Annotated in this window: 16 protein-coding genes; 14 read left to right on the top strand and 2 right to left on the bottom strand. The window is 44.7% G+C overall.

Annotation, left to right across the window (positions count from 1 at the left end; all coding sequences use genetic code 11):
- Positions 1-5 precede the first annotated feature (5 nt).
- On the bottom strand, positions 6-539 hold the full coding sequence (locus TOL_RS01195) for a lipocalin family protein (protein WP_015485436.1): 534 nt from the start codon (positions 537-539) through the stop codon (positions 6-8).
- A gap of 175 nt (positions 540-714) precedes the next feature.
- On the opposite strand from TOL_RS01195, the gene TOL_RS01190 reads away from it, so the two are divergent.
- The 5 genes from TOL_RS01190 (at position 715) to TOL_RS01170 (ending at position 10,685) form a co-directional block, all read left to right on the top strand.
- Positions 715-1,791 carry an OmpA family protein gene (locus tag TOL_RS01190; protein ID WP_015485435.1) on the top strand — a complete coding sequence of 359 codons (1,077 nt, stop codon included), beginning with the start codon at positions 715-717 and terminating at the stop codon, positions 1,789-1,791.
- A gap of 341 nt (positions 1,792-2,132) precedes the next feature.
- Positions 2,133-4,232, top strand: a complete 2,100-nt coding sequence (locus TOL_RS01185) for a TonB-dependent receptor plug domain-containing protein (RefSeq protein WP_015485433.1) — start codon at positions 2,133-2,135, stop codon at positions 4,230-4,232.
- A gap of 81 nt (positions 4,233-4,313) precedes the next feature.
- On the top strand, positions 4,314-4,871 hold the full coding sequence (locus tag TOL_RS01180; RefSeq protein ID WP_231847999.1) for a YfiR family protein: 558 nt from the start codon (positions 4,314-4,316) through the stop codon (positions 4,869-4,871).
- Positions 4,868-9,805 (top strand): EAL domain-containing protein, encoded by a 4,938-nt coding sequence (locus TOL_RS01175; protein ID WP_015485431.1) that lies wholly within the window; start codon positions 4,868-4,870, stop codon positions 9,803-9,805. The genes TOL_RS01180 and TOL_RS01175 overlap by 4 nt, the downstream gene beginning before the upstream one ends.
- A gap of 19 nt (positions 9,806-9,824) precedes the next feature.
- The gene (locus TOL_RS01170; RefSeq protein WP_015485430.1) at positions 9,825-10,685 is read left to right on the top strand and encodes an HDOD domain-containing protein; all 861 of its coding nucleotides are present in this window, start codon (positions 9,825-9,827) and stop codon (positions 10,683-10,685) included.
- Between the two features lie 7 nt (positions 10,686-10,692).
- Here TOL_RS01170 and TOL_RS01165 read toward each other — a convergent pair whose 3' ends face one another.
- Positions 10,693-10,944 carry a DUF1145 domain-containing protein gene (locus TOL_RS01165; protein WP_015485429.1) on the bottom strand — a complete coding sequence of 84 codons (252 nt, stop codon included), beginning with the start codon at positions 10,942-10,944 and terminating at the stop codon, positions 10,693-10,695.
- A gap of 160 nt (positions 10,945-11,104) precedes the next feature.
- Here TOL_RS01165 and ubiE point away from each other — a divergent pair, with 160 nt between their 5' ends.
- From ubiE to tatC, 9 genes are all read left to right on the top strand, one after another.
- Positions 11,105-11,854, top strand: coding sequence for a bifunctional demethylmenaquinone methyltransferase/2-methoxy-6-polyprenyl-1,4-benzoquinol methylase UbiE (gene ubiE, locus TOL_RS01160; RefSeq protein WP_015485428.1), 750 nt, complete (start codon positions 11,105-11,107; stop codon positions 11,852-11,854).
- Positions 11,854-12,483, top strand: coding sequence for a ubiquinone biosynthesis accessory factor UbiJ (locus tag TOL_RS01155; RefSeq protein WP_015485427.1), 630 nt, complete (start codon positions 11,854-11,856; stop codon positions 12,481-12,483). Before ubiE ends, TOL_RS01155 begins: the two co-directional genes overlap by 1 nt.
- A 2-nt stretch (positions 12,484-12,485) precedes the next feature.
- On the top strand, positions 12,486-14,138 hold the full coding sequence (ubiB, locus tag TOL_RS01150; protein ID WP_015485426.1) for a ubiquinone biosynthesis regulatory protein kinase UbiB: 1,653 nt from the start codon (positions 12,486-12,488) through the stop codon (positions 14,136-14,138).
- Positions 14,139-14,250: 112 nt separating this feature from the next.
- Positions 14,251-14,628 (top strand): phosphoribosyl-AMP cyclohydrolase, encoded by a 378-nt coding sequence (hisI, locus tag TOL_RS01145; protein WP_015485425.1) that lies wholly within the window; start codon positions 14,251-14,253, stop codon positions 14,626-14,628.
- Positions 14,629-14,637: 9 nt separating this feature from the next.
- Positions 14,638-14,970 carry a phosphoribosyl-ATP diphosphatase gene (locus TOL_RS01140; RefSeq protein ID WP_015485424.1) on the top strand — a complete coding sequence of 111 codons (333 nt, stop codon included), beginning with the start codon at positions 14,638-14,640 and terminating at the stop codon, positions 14,968-14,970.
- Between the two features lie 6 nt (positions 14,971-14,976).
- A complete protein-coding gene (locus tag TOL_RS01135) occupies positions 14,977-15,309 on the top strand; it encodes a histidine triad nucleotide-binding protein (protein ID WP_015485423.1) in 333 nt (110 codons plus the stop codon).
- A 24-nt stretch (positions 15,310-15,333) separates the two neighbouring features.
- The gene (gene tatA, locus TOL_RS01130) at positions 15,334-15,582 is read left to right on the top strand and encodes a Sec-independent protein translocase subunit TatA (protein ID WP_015485422.1); all 249 of its coding nucleotides are present in this window, start codon (positions 15,334-15,336) and stop codon (positions 15,580-15,582) included.
- Complete coding sequence (tatB, locus tag TOL_RS01125; protein WP_015485421.1) at positions 15,582-15,929, top strand: Sec-independent protein translocase protein TatB; 348 nt, start codon at positions 15,582-15,584, stop codon at positions 15,927-15,929. Before tatA ends, tatB begins: the two co-directional genes overlap by 1 nt.
- Complete coding sequence (tatC, locus tag TOL_RS01120) at positions 15,926-16,672, top strand: twin-arginine translocase subunit TatC (RefSeq protein ID WP_015485420.1); 747 nt, start codon at positions 15,926-15,928, stop codon at positions 16,670-16,672. Before tatB ends, tatC begins: the two co-directional genes overlap by 4 nt.
- Positions 16,673-16,681: the final 9 nt, after the last annotated feature.

Genomic DNA, 16,681 nt, shown 5'->3' with positions numbered 1-16,681 from the left:
GATCATCAATTACTGGGTTGTGGTGTCCGGATTAACTTGGACGTATCAACATCTAATGCTTCGAGCTCACCCAATATCATGGCGTAAGTGTTGTCATCCATCGTTGGCGTTCGGCTCAACACGAATAGGGTATACTCCAATGGATCTGTCACCACGGCATACTGATAATCGATATTATCCAACACCACAATGAGGTAATTCGGGTAGGGTAGGTTCGGCGCGTCAGGGAAAACGACTTTCAGCTTTGAGTTAGTTTCTTCATCCCATATTGTCGCATTACCGATTATCTCGCTTGGCTCACCATCGAGGGTCTCGACAAAACCTTTATTGAAAACTTGTACACTGCCATCTTCTAACAAGGTGTACTCTGCGGTCACACCGACCAAGCCTTCATTAAAAAATACTTCATTAGCAGAGATCTGATACCAGAGTCCCATATAGCGTGGAATCTCGACATAAGGCACAGTTGTTACCCACTGACAGCCCGATAGAAACAACACACAGACCGACGTTAAGAGTGTAAGAATCGTTTTTTTCATTTTGACTTCCTCCTTGTTAGTACGGATTTATTTATACAAATACTATACAAGGATTATTTCATGTACAATGTTCATCTCATGCCAAACACTGAATTGTCATCAATCCATATTTATGATGCCGGTTAAGTTACAATCCGCGGCACCAATCTTCACCTCGCGTCAGGAGGACGACACTATGAAAAAATCACTACTCTTATCAGCCATTGCCATTTCAAGTTTAACAAGCGCACAGCAAGCAGCTGCAGAATACGATTACTACGTAACTTATGGTGCTGGTCATACCGATCATGAGATCAGTGGCGACTATTTTTATGATGGCGATTACGCTCGCCACAGCTACACCCTGGAAGCATCACTGGGCTACATGATTTCTAAGGACTTCGCGCTTGAAGCGAACCTAGTTGTGCCTTCTTTCATTCAAGAAGATCGTACCGATGTTACTCAGTTCCGCTTAAGCGGTTTGTACTTCTTCGGCGATGACGCGCTAAAGCCATATTTAACCGGCGCAGCAGGTTATGAAAATAACAGTGCAGACGGTGCGGATGACCTTGATGGCACTATTTTGTCTGCTGGCCTCGGTCTGCAATATGATTTTTCCAAACGTTGTTTCGCTCGTGCTGAAGCCCGCCTAGACGATCTGGTAAACGAAGATCTCGAACAAATGACCTATTTACTCGAAGTGGGTTACCGCTTTGGAGGTGCAGGTGATACAGGCTATGGCTACAGCAAGGCAGCTCCAGTCGCACCAGCCACAACACCAGCAACTAAACCAATACCTGCCGCAGTCGCTCCAGTGGTTGTTGCACCAGTCACTATCGTAAAAGACGACGATAAGGACGGTATCAACAACACCGCTGATAAATGCCCTGCGACCCCGAGCGGTGTTAGCGTTGATGAATCGGGTTGCCCTGCTTTCTCTGGCGGTCTTAAAGGCGTGAAATTCGAATCAGGTTCTGCGCGTTTGACCCCTGCAAGCCAAACGATTTTGGATGCTGCAGCGACAGAGCTTAGCCGCTACCCAGATTTGAGCATCGAAATTGGCGCATATACAGATGACCGTGGTAGCGATGCTTTAAATCAGAACCTAAGCCAGAAACGAGCTGAATCTGTTCGCTCTTACCTTTTAGGTAAAGGGATTGCTGCCGACAAACTCACGGCGAAAGGTTATGGCGAAGCAAGTCCTATCGCCAGTAACGACACAGCAGAAGGTCGTGCAGAAAATCGCCGCGTTGAATTTGTAATCGTTAAGTAATAACGTTTGAAAAAAAGAGGCCAAACTTGGCCTCTTTTTTTGCTTGATTTAAGCAGCACAGTAAAGTTTTTAACCCGCCAAGAAGCCAGAACAATAATCTCAGTATCGTTTTGATTAACACGACCAGAACAATAATCTCAGTATCGTTTTGATTAACACGACCAAAACACTGGCCTATACAAACCTATTTAAATCATCCAAATACGCCAACTAAAGCCACTAAATACGACTTTATTCTTATATTGAGAAGTAGATCCAAATAGCAATGATGCTATCGCCCCCTAAATTGATATTTCCCACTATACTCAATAGTCAGCGGCAATTTACCTGTAGAGAAGACTATGATTTCGCAGAAAACATTGATGGTTTTCGCCCCACTGTTGATACTGATATCCGTTATGGCCGAGGCGACTGAAAACGATACCGCAAGTTTAGATTCATACCTCGATATGAATATCGAAGAACTGCTGTCGATGGAGGTCACTTCTGTTTCAAAAAAGAAACAACGCCTAAGCGAATCCGCAGCAGCCATCTTTGTAATTACACATGACGACATCCGTCGCTCAGGTGTCACCAGTATTCCTGAAGCTTTACGTTTAGCTCCAGGCATTCAAGTCGCTAAAATTGATAACGCCAAATGGGCAATTTCGAGTCGTGGTTTCAATACACAGTTTGTGAATAAGCTACTGGTACTTATCGATGGACGTAGCGTCTACACGCAGTCATATTCGGGGGTTTATTGGGAAGATCAGGACACACTTTTAGAAGACGTGGACCGCATTGAAGTGATTCGCGGCCCAGGTGCTACCTTGTGGGGGGCCAACGCGGTCAATGGTGTCATCAACATTATTACTAAAGCGGCAAGTGAGACCCAAGGCTCTCTGGTCCAAGTCAGCGGCGGCAATGAAGAACGAGTAATCGCTCAACTACGCCATGGTATCCGTATTAATGATGATATAACGGCTCGCACTTATCTGAAGTATGCCGACCGAGATTCAAGCTATGCTCCAGATATTGATGCCAGTGCAAATGATGATTGGCAAGCGCGCCGGGCAGGCTTCCGTGTTGATGGCGGAATTAAAAATGACACATGGACAGTCCAAGGTGACGCTTACTCTAATTTACTCAGCCAAACTTTGGATAACATCTATTTAGATCCAAGCAATCCGGCCAACAATCCTCCTGATCCAGTAACGCCGTATCGCCTTTTTAATACCAAAGACGCAATCAATGCCAGTGGTCATAATGTATTGGGTCGTGTAAATCACCAAATTAATAGCAATTCGCACGCTAGCCTACAGGTCTACTTCGACCATACCAAACGTAGCGAATACATATTAGAACAAGAAAAAGACACATTCGACTTCGATTTCCAACATCGCTATAGCGGCTTTAATCGTCATGATATCGTTTGGGGCTTAGGTTATCGCCGTATTGACGATCACTATATAAATTCCGACATCGTTACATTCAATGACTCAACAGAAAAAACCAGTTCACTAATAAGCGCCTTTATTCAGGACGAAATTGCACTGAGTGAAGAAAATTTACGCCTCACAATTGGCAGTAAATTCGAACGCACAGACTTTACCGGTGTAGAAATTCAACCCAGCGTAAAACTGCTATGGATTCCAGCACCCGGTACTACCTTATGGGGCTCAGTATCCCGTGCGGCACGCACTCCTTCAGCAATGGAGCAACGCGGCTCTATCTCTACAGGTTTACTTCTATTACCCGGCGTCGACCCTATCAGTTTTTCAAATGACGCCGATGGAAATTTCGAATCTGAATACCTAACCGCGTATGAATTAGGCTTTCGGATACAACCTACAGAAACAACGTCTTTAGATATCTCAGCCTTTTATAACGACTACGGCAACGCCGCCAGCTATGAATACAATACTTACCAAATTGTGCCAAACCCTTATGACCCTGCGGCGGACCCATTAGTTATTCCTAGTCAGACTGTGTTCGACAACAAAATGGATGTGGCCAGTAAAGGGGTGGAGCTGGTTGCTGATTGGCGCGTCGTATCTGGATGGAGATTACAATCGACTTATAGCTACTTAACGGTAGATACCCAGAGAGATGCCGATAGTACCGACGTTTTTAGTCGAGTACCGCTTGAAGGTGGTAGCCCAGAGCATCAGGCGACTTTGCGTTCAATTCATGATATCAAAGAGTCAATGACGTTCGATTTATGGATGCAATATGTCAGCTCACTCGATTCAACCACACTGTCGGCAACTCGTGACGATAGCATCGGCGAATACAGCAGTGTTAATGCCCGCTTTGCTTGGTTGCCGAAGAAAAATATCGAGCTTTCATTGGTGGGAAGGAACTTATTCGACAACCGCCATTCGGAATTTGTTGGCGAATATTATATTCTGCGTAGCGAAGTAGAACGGTCTCTATATGCTCAAGTAAAAGTAGAATTTTAATAATCATTTAATTCACACAGTTAAGCCGTCACAGGAGACTTGGCTATTTACTTTTCGGCCCTCGTCAAAAGCGATAGTATTTTGATATTTTTGCGATCAATCGTATCACTATGCCTAACTTTTTGTTTCTTTGTCCCGATTGCACAAGCTGACGAAGAAGCTACGGCTGAATACAAATTAAAAGCGGCACTTTTATACAAATTAACGCGATTCGTAACTTGGCCAGAGCAAGAAGTAAAAACAAGTAATTTCGCAATCTGCGTTCTTGGTGAAAACGTTTTCGCCGACGCACTTGAGCCTTTACGCAAACGTGAGGTTAAGAATCATCCTATTGAAATATTTTATTTCTCCCAATCAGAAGACATCAACCAGTCCTGTCAGCTGATCTTTATTAGTGATTCCAAAAAGGCATTTATTCGACAAATCATCCAACGACTAAATAATGAAGCGACCCTTACACTTAGTGACAGCAGCGAGTTTGCCGCCAGTGGTGGTATGATTGAATTTGTTCAGGGTGAACGTAACATAGGTTTTAAAATTAACTCGGCCAAAGCAAAACAGGCTGGCCTATCTATCGCCGCACCATTATTAGAACTTGCCGAAATTGTCGGTGCCGATGATAGGAAGTCGTTAAAATGACCCGCGCCAAACATAGTAGTATTGCGCAGAAGCTCCGCAGAGCAATGGTAAAGATCAGTGCATTAGCGCTTATTATTGCCTCAACTGGATTTATTACTTTAGAATATTTTTCATATAAAGAAGCGCTAAATCAGCGTATTCAAGTATTATCTGAGTTCATTGCAACCAACTCTACCGCTGCACTCAGCTTTGATGATGAAGTCACGGCCAAGCAACTTCTTAATTCTCTTAGCGCCGAAAAGTCTATTGAAAAAGCAATTCTCATCCGCCGTGACGCAAGTCTCTTCACGCTATATAACAAAAACAACATAAACCTAATTGAGTCGAATTCGGCACTTAACAACACCATCAATACGACTGACGTAGACATAATATATTTCATTCGCAACCTTGAATCGAATCGAAGTAGTTTAGAGATCTTCACCTTAGACAAGCTTATCTCATTCAAAGCTATTTCAATTGATGATGACATTCTGGGTTACTTATACATCGAAGCTGGCTTGACCAACCTATATGTCAACATCATAAATTACATACTCATCGCACTATTGCTTATTTTAGTTATTCTAGTCTTAGTATATTTTTTATCGAATCGACTACAGCGCATGTTCTCGGCACCGATTCGAGAATTAGTGGCAGGCATGCAACAAGTCGCCGACAATCAAGATTACAACTTCCAAGTGCCTCAACGTCGCAATGACGAAATTGGGGTTCTCATTCAGCGCTTTAATGAAATGTTAGGGCAGATACAGGCGCGCGATAACAAACTAAGTAAATATCGTGAAGATTTAGAAAAAAAGGTAATTGAACGCACAGCAAGCTTGCAGGAAGCAAAAGAATTGGCTGAAGCAGCGAGCTTAGCAAAAAGTGAGTTCTTAGCGGCAATGAGTCATGAGATTCGTACTCCTATGAACGGTGTGCTCGGCATGACTGAATTACTACTCGATATCGGCTTAGACGTTAGAGCCCAACGCCTTGCCGCCACAGCCTACCGCTCAGCAGAATCTTTATTATCGATTATTAACGACATTTTAGATTTCTCAAAAATTGAAGCGGGTCAGTTGCAACTATCCATCGAAACGTTCGACCTGCGCCTATTACTCGATGATGCGCTCGAATTGGTCAGCCATCAAGCTCATCGAAAAAAATTAAATTTAGTTGCCAATATATCGCCAACCTTACCAATGAAAGTAAAGGGAGATTCAGTCAGATTGCGGCAAGTACTGGTAAACCTACTTGGTAATGCCGTTAAGTTTACCGATAGTGGCGAGGTAAAACTCAGCGCTCGGGTTTTATTTAGTGATGACCAACAGGCAACTTTATTTTTTGAAGTTTCTGATACAGGACTCGGTATTAAAGCCGAAAAGCAGTCGCATATTTTTAGTGCTTTTAATCAAGCGGATGGATCGACTACTCGCCAATACGGCGGCACAGGATTAGGCCTGTCGATATCACAGCATCTCATTAGCCTGATGGACAGCAACATCGAACTTGAAAGTGAATTTGGCCAAGGGTCTCGTTTTTTCTTCACGGTAAAACTCGATATTGCCGAAGATCATGACAACATAAACTATGATAGTGATGTTTTAACCGGTATAAAAATATTAGTAGTTGACGATCACAACGTTAACCGTGACATTCTGCATAGCCAGCTATCATCATGGGGGATGCGCTATAGCGAAGCCTATAGCGGCAAAAGCGCGTTAATGAAACTGCGTGAAGCAAGTGATCTTAACGATCCATTTGCAGTCGTCATCCTCGACTGGCATATGCCTAAAATGGACGGGCCAGAACTCGCACAATTAATCACTGACGACTCGGCTATCCTGCCAACTAAAATCATCATGTTAAGCTCATCAACAGAAGATTGTGGCGATGAGTTACGCGCTAATAGCCAGTTCATGCGTCTTTTAGCCAAGCCTGTAAGGCAGCAACAGCTATTTGAAAGCCTATGCGACGCCATCAGTGAATCTACATCTGAGCCAACCACCACCAATCACCAGAAGCGAATTCAATTCAACGCAAAAATATTGTTAGCTGAAGACAATCCAGTCAACCAAGAAGTTGCTATTGGTCTGCTACTGATGATTGGTTGTCATATTGATGTCGCCAATAATGGTATAGAAGCCATTAATATGGCAACTGATAATCAATACGATCTTATTCTAATGGATTGCCATATGCCTGAACTGGATGGTTTTATGGCGGCATCCGGTATACGAGATTTGGAAACCGAGCGAAATGCCTCAAGAACACCGATCATAGCTTTAACCGCAGATGTACAAAAAGGCATCATTAATCGTTGCCTTGAAGCGGGTATGGATGATTATCTTAGCAAACCCTTTAATCAAGAGCGCCTCAGCGGAGTCCTTATTAATTGGTTGAAAGTAAAAGAAGACGTGAAAAATGACGAGCCACAAGCCATATCAGTGGTTCAAGCGACGAATAGTAATAATACTGAAATTAGTAATTTTAGCGAAATTTTAGACACGAACTCTATCGAGCAATTAAAGTCGCTCTCTCTATCTACAGGTCGAGATATTATCGGAAAATCGATTGGCTTCTTCATCGACCAATCACCAGAAAAAGTGCGATTCTTAGTATCAAGTGAAAAAAATAAAGAGTATGAAAACATACGCCTGACCGCTCATAGTTTGAAATCGGCAAGTGCAAATTTAGGCGCTTTGCAATTCTCCAACTGTTGTCAAAAGATTGAAGATGCTGCATTACGTGAAGATAACGATATTATTAGTTTAAATGTCGAATTATTAACGCAGCAATTGCCTGACGTCATCTCTGCTTTAAGTGAAGTCATCAGCGCTACCGAGCAGAAAGCTATCGTTCCTGCTTCGTTGGAAAATCACCACACTGATGACGAAAAATTCTCAATACTATTAGTTGACGATGATGATGAATTTCGTTTGCTCGCACGCGAAGCCCTTAAGGGTGCTGGCTTTGTTATTCACGAAGCGAGTTCAGGACAACAAGCACTCAATTATTTAAGCAACGAGCGCCCTGAACTTATATTACTCGATGCCTTGATGCCTGGTCTCAGTGGTTTCGATGTGTGTAAATCGCTGCAGGAGTCAACGTTGATGTCTGACATTCCCGTTATTATGGTGACGGGCTTAAATGATATTGATTCTGTTGATCGTGCATTTGATGTCGGCGCTTCCAACTTCGTCAGCAAGCCAATTAATTTCGGTTCACTTTTTCATCAAATCCGTTTTCAAATTCGTTCAGCTAAAAATCAACGAGAACTTGCCGAAAGCCGCGAGCGCTTACTCAGCGTGCAGCGGATTGCCGGTCTCGGTTACTGGCGTTGGCATGCAGATGAAGATAGATTTTTAGCGTCTGATCAACTTTGTCAGATGCTAGACAACGAACAAGCAATAGAAATCAACAGCTTGGCAGACTACTTAAAGTTCGTGCATGCGGAAGACCGCCAATATGTGCATGAAAGTATTAAATCAGCACTAAGAGGGGAGTTAGTTCATCCCTCAGATTATCGCTTAGTAAGCAACCAAGATCGAATTACCATTATTCATCAAGATATTGGCGTACTGCCGGAAAATCTACATGTCGTACTCGGTACAGTTCAAGATATCACAAGACAAAAGGAAGCCGATCAACGCATCCGACAACTTGCTTACACCGACATTTTAACGGGCCTAGCGAGTCGCGCTTATTTTTATAAACACCTAGACGAGGTGATTAAATCAGCCAATCGTCGCGAAGAAATGTTTTCGATTTTGTATTTAGATCTTGATGGATTTAAAGACGTTAACGACAGCCTTGGTCATGACTGTGGTGATAATTTATTAAGTGCCATTGCTAAGCGACTGCAGAGCGCGGTAAAAGAGACCGACTTTGTAGCGCGTCTTAGCGGTGATGAATTTTGTATTATTGTTGAAAACATCGTCGATCAATTGGATGCGGCTGAAACGGCTAAAAAGTGCCTCGACGTTATTAATCAGCCATTAACGTTAGGTCAACAAGAAATACGCCCGCGTGGCAGTATCGGTATCGCACACTACCCATCTGATGGGCAAGACATTCAAGCCTTACTAAAAGCAGCCGATAGCGCCATGTATGCCGCTAAGGCTAATGGTAAGCATCGCTACGCCTTTTATCGTCCCGAGTTCACCTTGCAGGCAGAAAGTCGCTTACAAATGGAGCAAGATTTACGCTTAGCATTTGAGCGCGAAGAATTTATTTTATATTACCAGCCCAAAATCGATCTAGAATCACAACAACTTATAGGCGTAGAAGCATTAGCTCGCTGGCTTCACCCAGCAAAGGGAATGATTCCACCTAATGATTTTATTCCCATTATTGAACGTATAGGCTTGTCCCGAGCACTCGGCGAATGGGTTCTAAAGACGGCCTGCAATCAGCTTTTAGAGTGGCATAAATTAGGTCTTACAGAGATGCAAATGTCGGTCAATATATCGCCATTGCATTTTGATGATCTCAGACTGATTAATAGCGTAAAAAGCGTACTAGCCGATACTGGCTTACCACCAGAAAAACTCGAATTAGAAGTTACTGAAAGCGTTATTCAAACAAAAGGGAACACGTTAGATATTTTCAATACGCTACGTAGTCTTGGTGTTCAGATTGCGATAGATGATTTCGGCACGGGTTATTCTTCACTCGGATCGTTAAAGCAATTGCCGATTGATACTCTAAAAATCGACCGCTTATTTGTTGTCGATATGCTCAACGATACTGAATCGTCTGTATTGCTCGGCAGTATCGTCGGTATGGCACATGCTTTAGGCTACAGCGTGGTCGCCGAGGGTGTCGAAGAAAGTGACCAAGTGATTGCTCTTAGAGGCATCGGTTGTGATATTTGCCAAGGCTTCTATTTTAGCCGCCCAGTAGAAGCGAGCCAGATTGTTGTTCTAGCCCAACGGCGCTCATGGTCGTAACCGTGAGAAGGTGTTGCTAATGACGAAACGATTCAATTCCGCATTAGAGTTTGAACAAATATTCCCACAATCAGATGTGCCAATTATGTCGATTGGTACTTCTCATTTGTTGCAAGCGTTCGCTCGGCCAGATCTCGAATTAGATCAACTACCGACCATACTCGAACGAAGTCCAACCATAGCCGCTAAACTTTTAGCTCTAGCGAATTCAGCTTGGTCGGCCCCCACTAGCCCGATTACTCGGCTCGATTCTGCTTGCGCGCGTTTGGGATTAAATGTAGTTCGAAGTGTCGGCGTAGCACTTGCCGTGTCTTCTCCATTTAACACGTCGCGCTGCCCGAACTTTCATGCAGGACAATTTTGGGCGCGTACCCTCTTAATTGCCGAAGCAACCACCCTACTTATACCTTGCATTACACCGCCACCAGCCGTCGACATAGGCACAGCGCGCACGGCAGCCTTATTTCACAATCTGGGTCTGTTATTTTTGGTGCATCATTTTCACCAAGAAACGAATCAAGCTTTTTTGCGTAAGCAGGCCAATGGCGACTTAGTATTAGATGAATTGCTACGCGAAACACTCGGCATTGCAGCAAATGATGCGGCTAACTTACTGGCAAAAAAATGGCATTTGCCCGATGTATTAGCAGCGACAATGAAGGCGTATCAAGATACGCAATATCAAGGCGATGAATGGCCGACGGTCGCTTCCGTAGGATTGGCCGTTACTGCGGTAAGTGGCATAGAAACTCAAGGCAGTATTTCATCACCTCAACACCCATACCTATCGTTAGATAGCTTCAAGATAGAGCCAATAACGTCACAGCTACTGCGTGCGCAAGTAGCCATCAATCAGCTGGCTCAATCTATTCGCTGGTAGAGAGCGATTATCTCTTTGGCATAAAACGTTGCAAATGAAACATACCAAAGACAAATACTTGAATAGCATCTAAACGCAGGTTGGTGCTTTTAGAACGGAACGCGGCTAAAAAGAACAGAACCTCTAAAACGTGTATGCCTGCAACCACTAGGCCAATGGTTGGTAACCAACCAGCAACCCCAGTCCATCCTTGAACAGTAGCAGTCAGTACTAGCGCCCAAAACACCAAGGTTGCTGCTTTATTCATTATGGTAAACATGTAAATCTTCCTCAATTTTTATTGATAGCGCCACAGCTTGCCCCACAGGCATCCTATTTAATAGGTGCAAAGATGCCATCCCCCTAGCATTCCGATCATGTAGGAACAAGACATTCCTAGCTCTGACCGTTAGAATGTCGATCCACCATGGGAGGTTCACATGTCAGACAATAAAACTACGCACTTCGGTTATGAAACCGTTGCCGTGAACGAGAAACAAGCCAAGGTTGCTGACGTTTTTCATTCTGTAGCGGCTAAATACGATGTAATGAACGATCTTATGTCGTTTGGTGTTCACCGTCTGTGGAAACGAATCACCATTGATATGAGTGGCGTTCGCCCAGGTGATACCGTCTTAGATTTAGCTGGCGGCACCGGTGATTTAACTAAAAAGTTTTCTAAAATAGTGGGTCCACAAGGCAAAGTCGTTCTCGCGGATATCAACTCTTCAATGCTGAACGTGGGCCGTGATCGCCTTACAGACCAAGGTTACGTTGGTAATATCGAGTACGTTCAGGCCAACGCTGAATGCCTTCCATTCGAAGATAATAAATTTGACGTTATTACCATCGCCTTTGGATTGCGTAACGTCACCGATAAAGACGCCGCCTTACGTTCAATGACACGAGTGTTAAAACCCGGTGGTCGTTTATTGGTACTGGAATTTTCCAAACCGACTAACCCGCTTATGAGCAAGGCCTACGATATCTATTCGTTCTCAGCGCTTCCTTTTATGGGCAAGCTGGTCACCAACGATGCTGAAAGCTACAAATACTTAGCCGAATCTATTCGTATGCACCCAGATCAAGAAACCTTGAAGGGCATGATGGAGAATGCTGGTTTGGTGCGCTGTAACTACCACAACATGACCAGTGGCGTAGTTGCTCTGCATCGAGGTATCAAGCCTTAATGGTTAACGCGGTATTGGGCCAAGCGCTCTGTATTCCTGCAGAGTTAGCCATCAATAATATTCTGAAGCATGACGCCGCGACTATCGCGGCGCTTGGGCGTCATCAGGGTCGTTTATTGGGTATCACGATTGTTGGTGTTGCCAACGTCACAGTGCGCCTGCTCGATAACGGTATTCAACTGGGCATGAGTAGCGACCATGTGGATACCGAAGTCACACTCAGTGGCAGCATGAAAGACTTTATCGGCCTTGCTCGCGCAGAAGACAAAGCGAGCGAGCTGATCAATAGCAATATTGATATGGATGGCGATACCGAACTGGCGTTAGCCGTAACTCGTATCGTGCAAAAGCTCGATATTGATTGGGAAGCTGTGATCAGCCCAGTAACTGGTGGCGTTATTGCGCATCAACTGGGTAAAGGACTGCGCAGTATGTTTGGCTGGGGGCGCACGACCAGTGCCACCTACCGCCAAGCGGGTAAAGATTACCTCGAAGATGAAGCTCGTTTAATTACACCGGAACCGCTAGCACGCCAGTTTTCCAACGACGTTGATGAATTGCGCTTAGCCACCGACCGACTTAGCGCTCGTATCGCTCAGCTGCAACAGCAAGCGACCAACAAGGAATAAACGTGGCAAACTTCTGGCGCCTTTGGAAAATCCTGTTTGTATTTACGCGCTATCGCCTTGATAGCTTAGTACCTATGGATCAGCTTCCGCTAAGCTTGCGCATACTCTTGTGGATTGCACCTTGGCGTTTTTATCCAGTGCCAAGAAAACTTAATCGCGGCGCTCGATTACGCCTAGCGCTTGAAGCCCTTGGTCCAATTTTTATTAAGTTTGGTCAAATTTTATCGACGCGTCCTGATCTGATTCCAGAAGACATCGTTAAAGAGCTGAAGCGCTTGCAAGACGACGTTCCACCGTTTTCCTCAAAGGTCGCAATGGCGCTGATTGAAGATCAGCTAGGGCAGAAAATCAGTGCTCTATTCGCCGAATTCTCGCCAGAGCCATTGGCCTCTGCCTCCATTGCCCAAGTACACGTAGCACGCCTTTTTGGCGAAGGATCGGAAGCTGGGAAAGAAGTTGTTGTAAAGGTTGTTCGCCCAGGTATTGAGAAAACCATTGAACGCGACCTGCAATTACTAGAATTTATGGCGGCTTTAGTCGTGCGCTATTCCGCTGAGGGACGCCGCCTCAAGCCGCAAGAAGTGGTTGAAGACTACCGTCATACTATCTATGGCGAACTGAATTTACAGATCGAAGCCTCTAACGCAACGCAGTTACGCCGCAACTTTGCGGGCTCAGAGTTGTTGTACTTTCCCGAGGTATATTGGGAATATACCCGAAATAAGGTGATGGTAAGCGAGCGTATTTACGGCATTCCCGTCGCTGATGTTGATCAGCTGTACGCACAAAATACCAATATGAAAGTATTGGCCGAACGCGGTGTTGAGATCTTTTTCACCCAAGTATTCCGCGACAGTTTCTTTCATGCTGATATGCATCCGGGCAATATCTTTGTCTCGCGTGAGCATCCAGAAAGCCCACAATATATCGCCATCGACTGCGGTATTGTTGGCAGCCTTACTGAAGAAGATTTGCATTATCTAGCCATGAACCTGTTAGCGTTTTTCAATCAAGACTATCACCAAGTAGCGCAGCTTCACGTAGACTCTGGCTGGGTTCCTCCATCGACCAAAGTACATGAGTTTGCCGCTGCGATACGCAGTGTGTGTGAGCCGATATTTGAGAAGCCGCTATCAGAAATATCCTTTGGCCAAGTGCTAATCCAGCTGTTTAGCACCGCACGGCGCTTCAATATGGAAGTGCAGCCGCAATTAGTGCTATTGCAGAAAACGCTGCTTAATATCGAAGGATTGGGTCGTCAGCTATATCCCGAGCTAGACCTATGGAGTACGGCTAAGCCATACCTTGAACGTTGGATGCGTGAGCGCTTTGGCCCTAAAGCCGCATGGAAAGAGTTTAAGCGTCAGTTACCTAGCTGGGTGGAAAAAGCACCGCAAATTCCTGGCCTGATTCATGGTGCCCTATCGCGCCTGAATCATATGGATGAAAACCAGCTTACAATGCAGCAACAGATGCGCGAACTCAGCATTGCACTAGAACAACAGCGACAACAAAAACGGCACCAAACATTAGGGACACTCACATTAGCGAGTGGCTTATTCGCTTGGTGGCAAGCCTATGCCTTAGCCATTCCAGAACTAGCGGGCTTAGGCCTCGTAGGTGTTGGCATACTGTGGTTACTATTGAAAGCCTAAAGCGACAGCTGGGAGCTAGCCAGAGCGCCTAGCTTTGCGGTATCCTGCCAGCCCCAAAGAAACCTGTTCAGTTGCCATCAGCAACATTGGGTTGGATAGAAGGTTTAGCACTATGACATGGCTTGATGCCGTAAAATGGGACGCCGATGGTTTAATTCCGGCGATTGCCCAAGATTATAAAACCGGGCGTATCTTGATGATGGCTTGGATGAATCGCGAAGCCTTAGAGCTGACCGCAAAAGAACAACGCGCTATTTACTTCTCGCGCTCGCGGCAAAAACTTTGGCGTAAAGGTGAGGAATCCGGCCATGTTCAAAAGCTGCATGAATTGCGTCTTGATTGTGACGCCGACGTAATCGTAATGATGGTTGAGCAATTGGGAGGCATAGCTTGTCATACTGGACGCGAGAGCTGTTTCTATCGCGTATTTGAAAACAACGACTGGGTTACGGTTGATCCCGTTTTAAAAGACCCAAAAGACATCTACTAGGAGACTGCTATGAGCGATGTACTAAAAGCCTTGGGCGATATCCTAGAAGAACGTAAAGGCGCATCCGCCGACTCCTCTTATGTGGCAAGCTTGTACCACAAAGGTCTAAATAAAATTTTAGAAAAAGTCGGCGAAGAAGCGACAGAAACAATTTTGGCAGCCAAAGATGCTGAGCGCAGCGGCGAGAACAGTGATGTTATTTACGAAACCGCTGACCTTTGGTTCCATACCTTAGTGGCACTCGCTCAACTGGGCGAACGCCCCGAAGCCGTAATAAATGAACTAGCACGTCGTTTTAATATGTCGGGCTTAGAAGAAAAAGCCTCACGCACTGAGAAGTAAGCCATTATGACTGACTGCATTTTTTGCAAGATCGTAGCAGGCTCAATCCCAGCTAAAGTCGTTTATGAAGATGACTTAGTGATTGCATTTCATGATATCGCGCCCAAAGCCGATACGCACTTGTTGGTCATACCCAAAGAACATGTCGTGAATTTAGACGACTTACGCGCAGAACACGGAAATTTGATGCAGCACTTGCTGTTTTCTATCCCCAAAATTGCGCAGCAGCAGCAACTGGACGGCTATCGCACCATCACCAATACTGGTGAAGGCGGCGGACAAGAAGTCTTCCATATGCATTTTCATATTTTGGCCGGTGCAAAATTACCGGGCTTTTAACCAATTTTAAGGTGAGGTAACTCCATGTTAGGTGGTATTAGTATTTGGCAACTGCTTATTGTTTTGGCCATTATCATTATGATTTTCGGCACCAAAAAATTAAAAAACATTGGTGGTGACCTTGGCGGCGCAATAAAAGGCTTCAAAAAGGCCATGAACGAAGAACCGGAAGAAAAAGATACAAAAACGATCTCTCACAACGATGCAGAGAAAGACGAAAGCCTGAAAAAAGATGCTGAATTCAGCAAAACCAAGGATCAGGACAAAGCCTGATGTTTGATATCGGTTTTCTGGAACTGGTGGTCGTCGGGGTTTTAGGACTATTGGTTTTGGGTCCTGAACGTCTACCCAAAGCTGCTCGCACGATTGGCTTACTGGTTGGTCGCGTACGCCGCACTGTGAATAATTTCCAAGAAGATCTCGAACGCCAAGTTCGAACAGAAGAGCTTAAGCAAAAATTACGCGACCCAATGGCGACCTTCCTCGACGAAGACGTTACTAACCCGGGGCGGTTGCGTAAAGATGTTACTCCAGTGGAAAACAACATCGCCGAAAACACTGAAGTCAGCCAACTTGATAAGCCGCAAGATAATCCTAAATCGACCGATACCCCCTCATGAACGATCAAGAACAACCGCTGGTTAGCCATCTCGTTGAATTACGCAATCGTTTACTGCGTTCAGTACTACTTATTCTCGTTATTTTCTTAAGTCTGTTTTACTTCGCTAATGATCTGTATTTGATCTTAGTAAAACCGCTATCGTCGTTAATGCCAGAAGGTGGCCAGATGATAGCGACAGGAATTGCATCGCCATTTTTAGTGCCATTTAAACTCACCTTAGTGCTGGCGGTGTTTTTATCTGTACCGTATTTATTGCATCAAGTCTGGGCTTTTATTTCACCAGGCTTATATCAGCACGAAAAAAAGTTTGGCATTCCGCTGCTACTTTCTAGCATTGTTTTATTTTATAGCGGCATCGCATTCGCTTATTTTGTGGTTCTACCTCTGGCATTCGGATTTTTCACTGGGGTAGGGCCAGCTGGTATTTCCATCATGCCGGATATCACTAATATTTTAGATTTCATCTTAAAAATATTTTTTGCTTTTGGTATCGCCTTTGAAATTCCAATTGCGACATTTTTAATGGTACTCAGTGGCATTACCACGGTTGCAGCCCTTAGCGAAAAGCGCCCTTATATCTTCTTAGGTTGTTTCGTTGTTGGTATGTTGGTGACTCCTCCCGATGTCATATCTCAAACCATTTTGGCAGTACCTATGTGGCTACTGTTTGAAACAGGCGTGCTGGCATCGCGTTTAATCAAAAAGCCTAGCGACGAGCAGGAAACAGAAGAAAGCGCTTAATCGCTACTC

The sequence above is a fragment of the Thalassolituus oleivorans MIL-1 genome (assembly GCF_000355675.1).
GTDB lineage: Bacteria > Pseudomonadota > Gammaproteobacteria > Pseudomonadales > Oceanobacteraceae > Thalassolituus > Thalassolituus oleivorans.
Note: the sequence above shows the minus strand (reverse complement) of the source record. Positions and strands in the feature narration are given on the sequence as shown.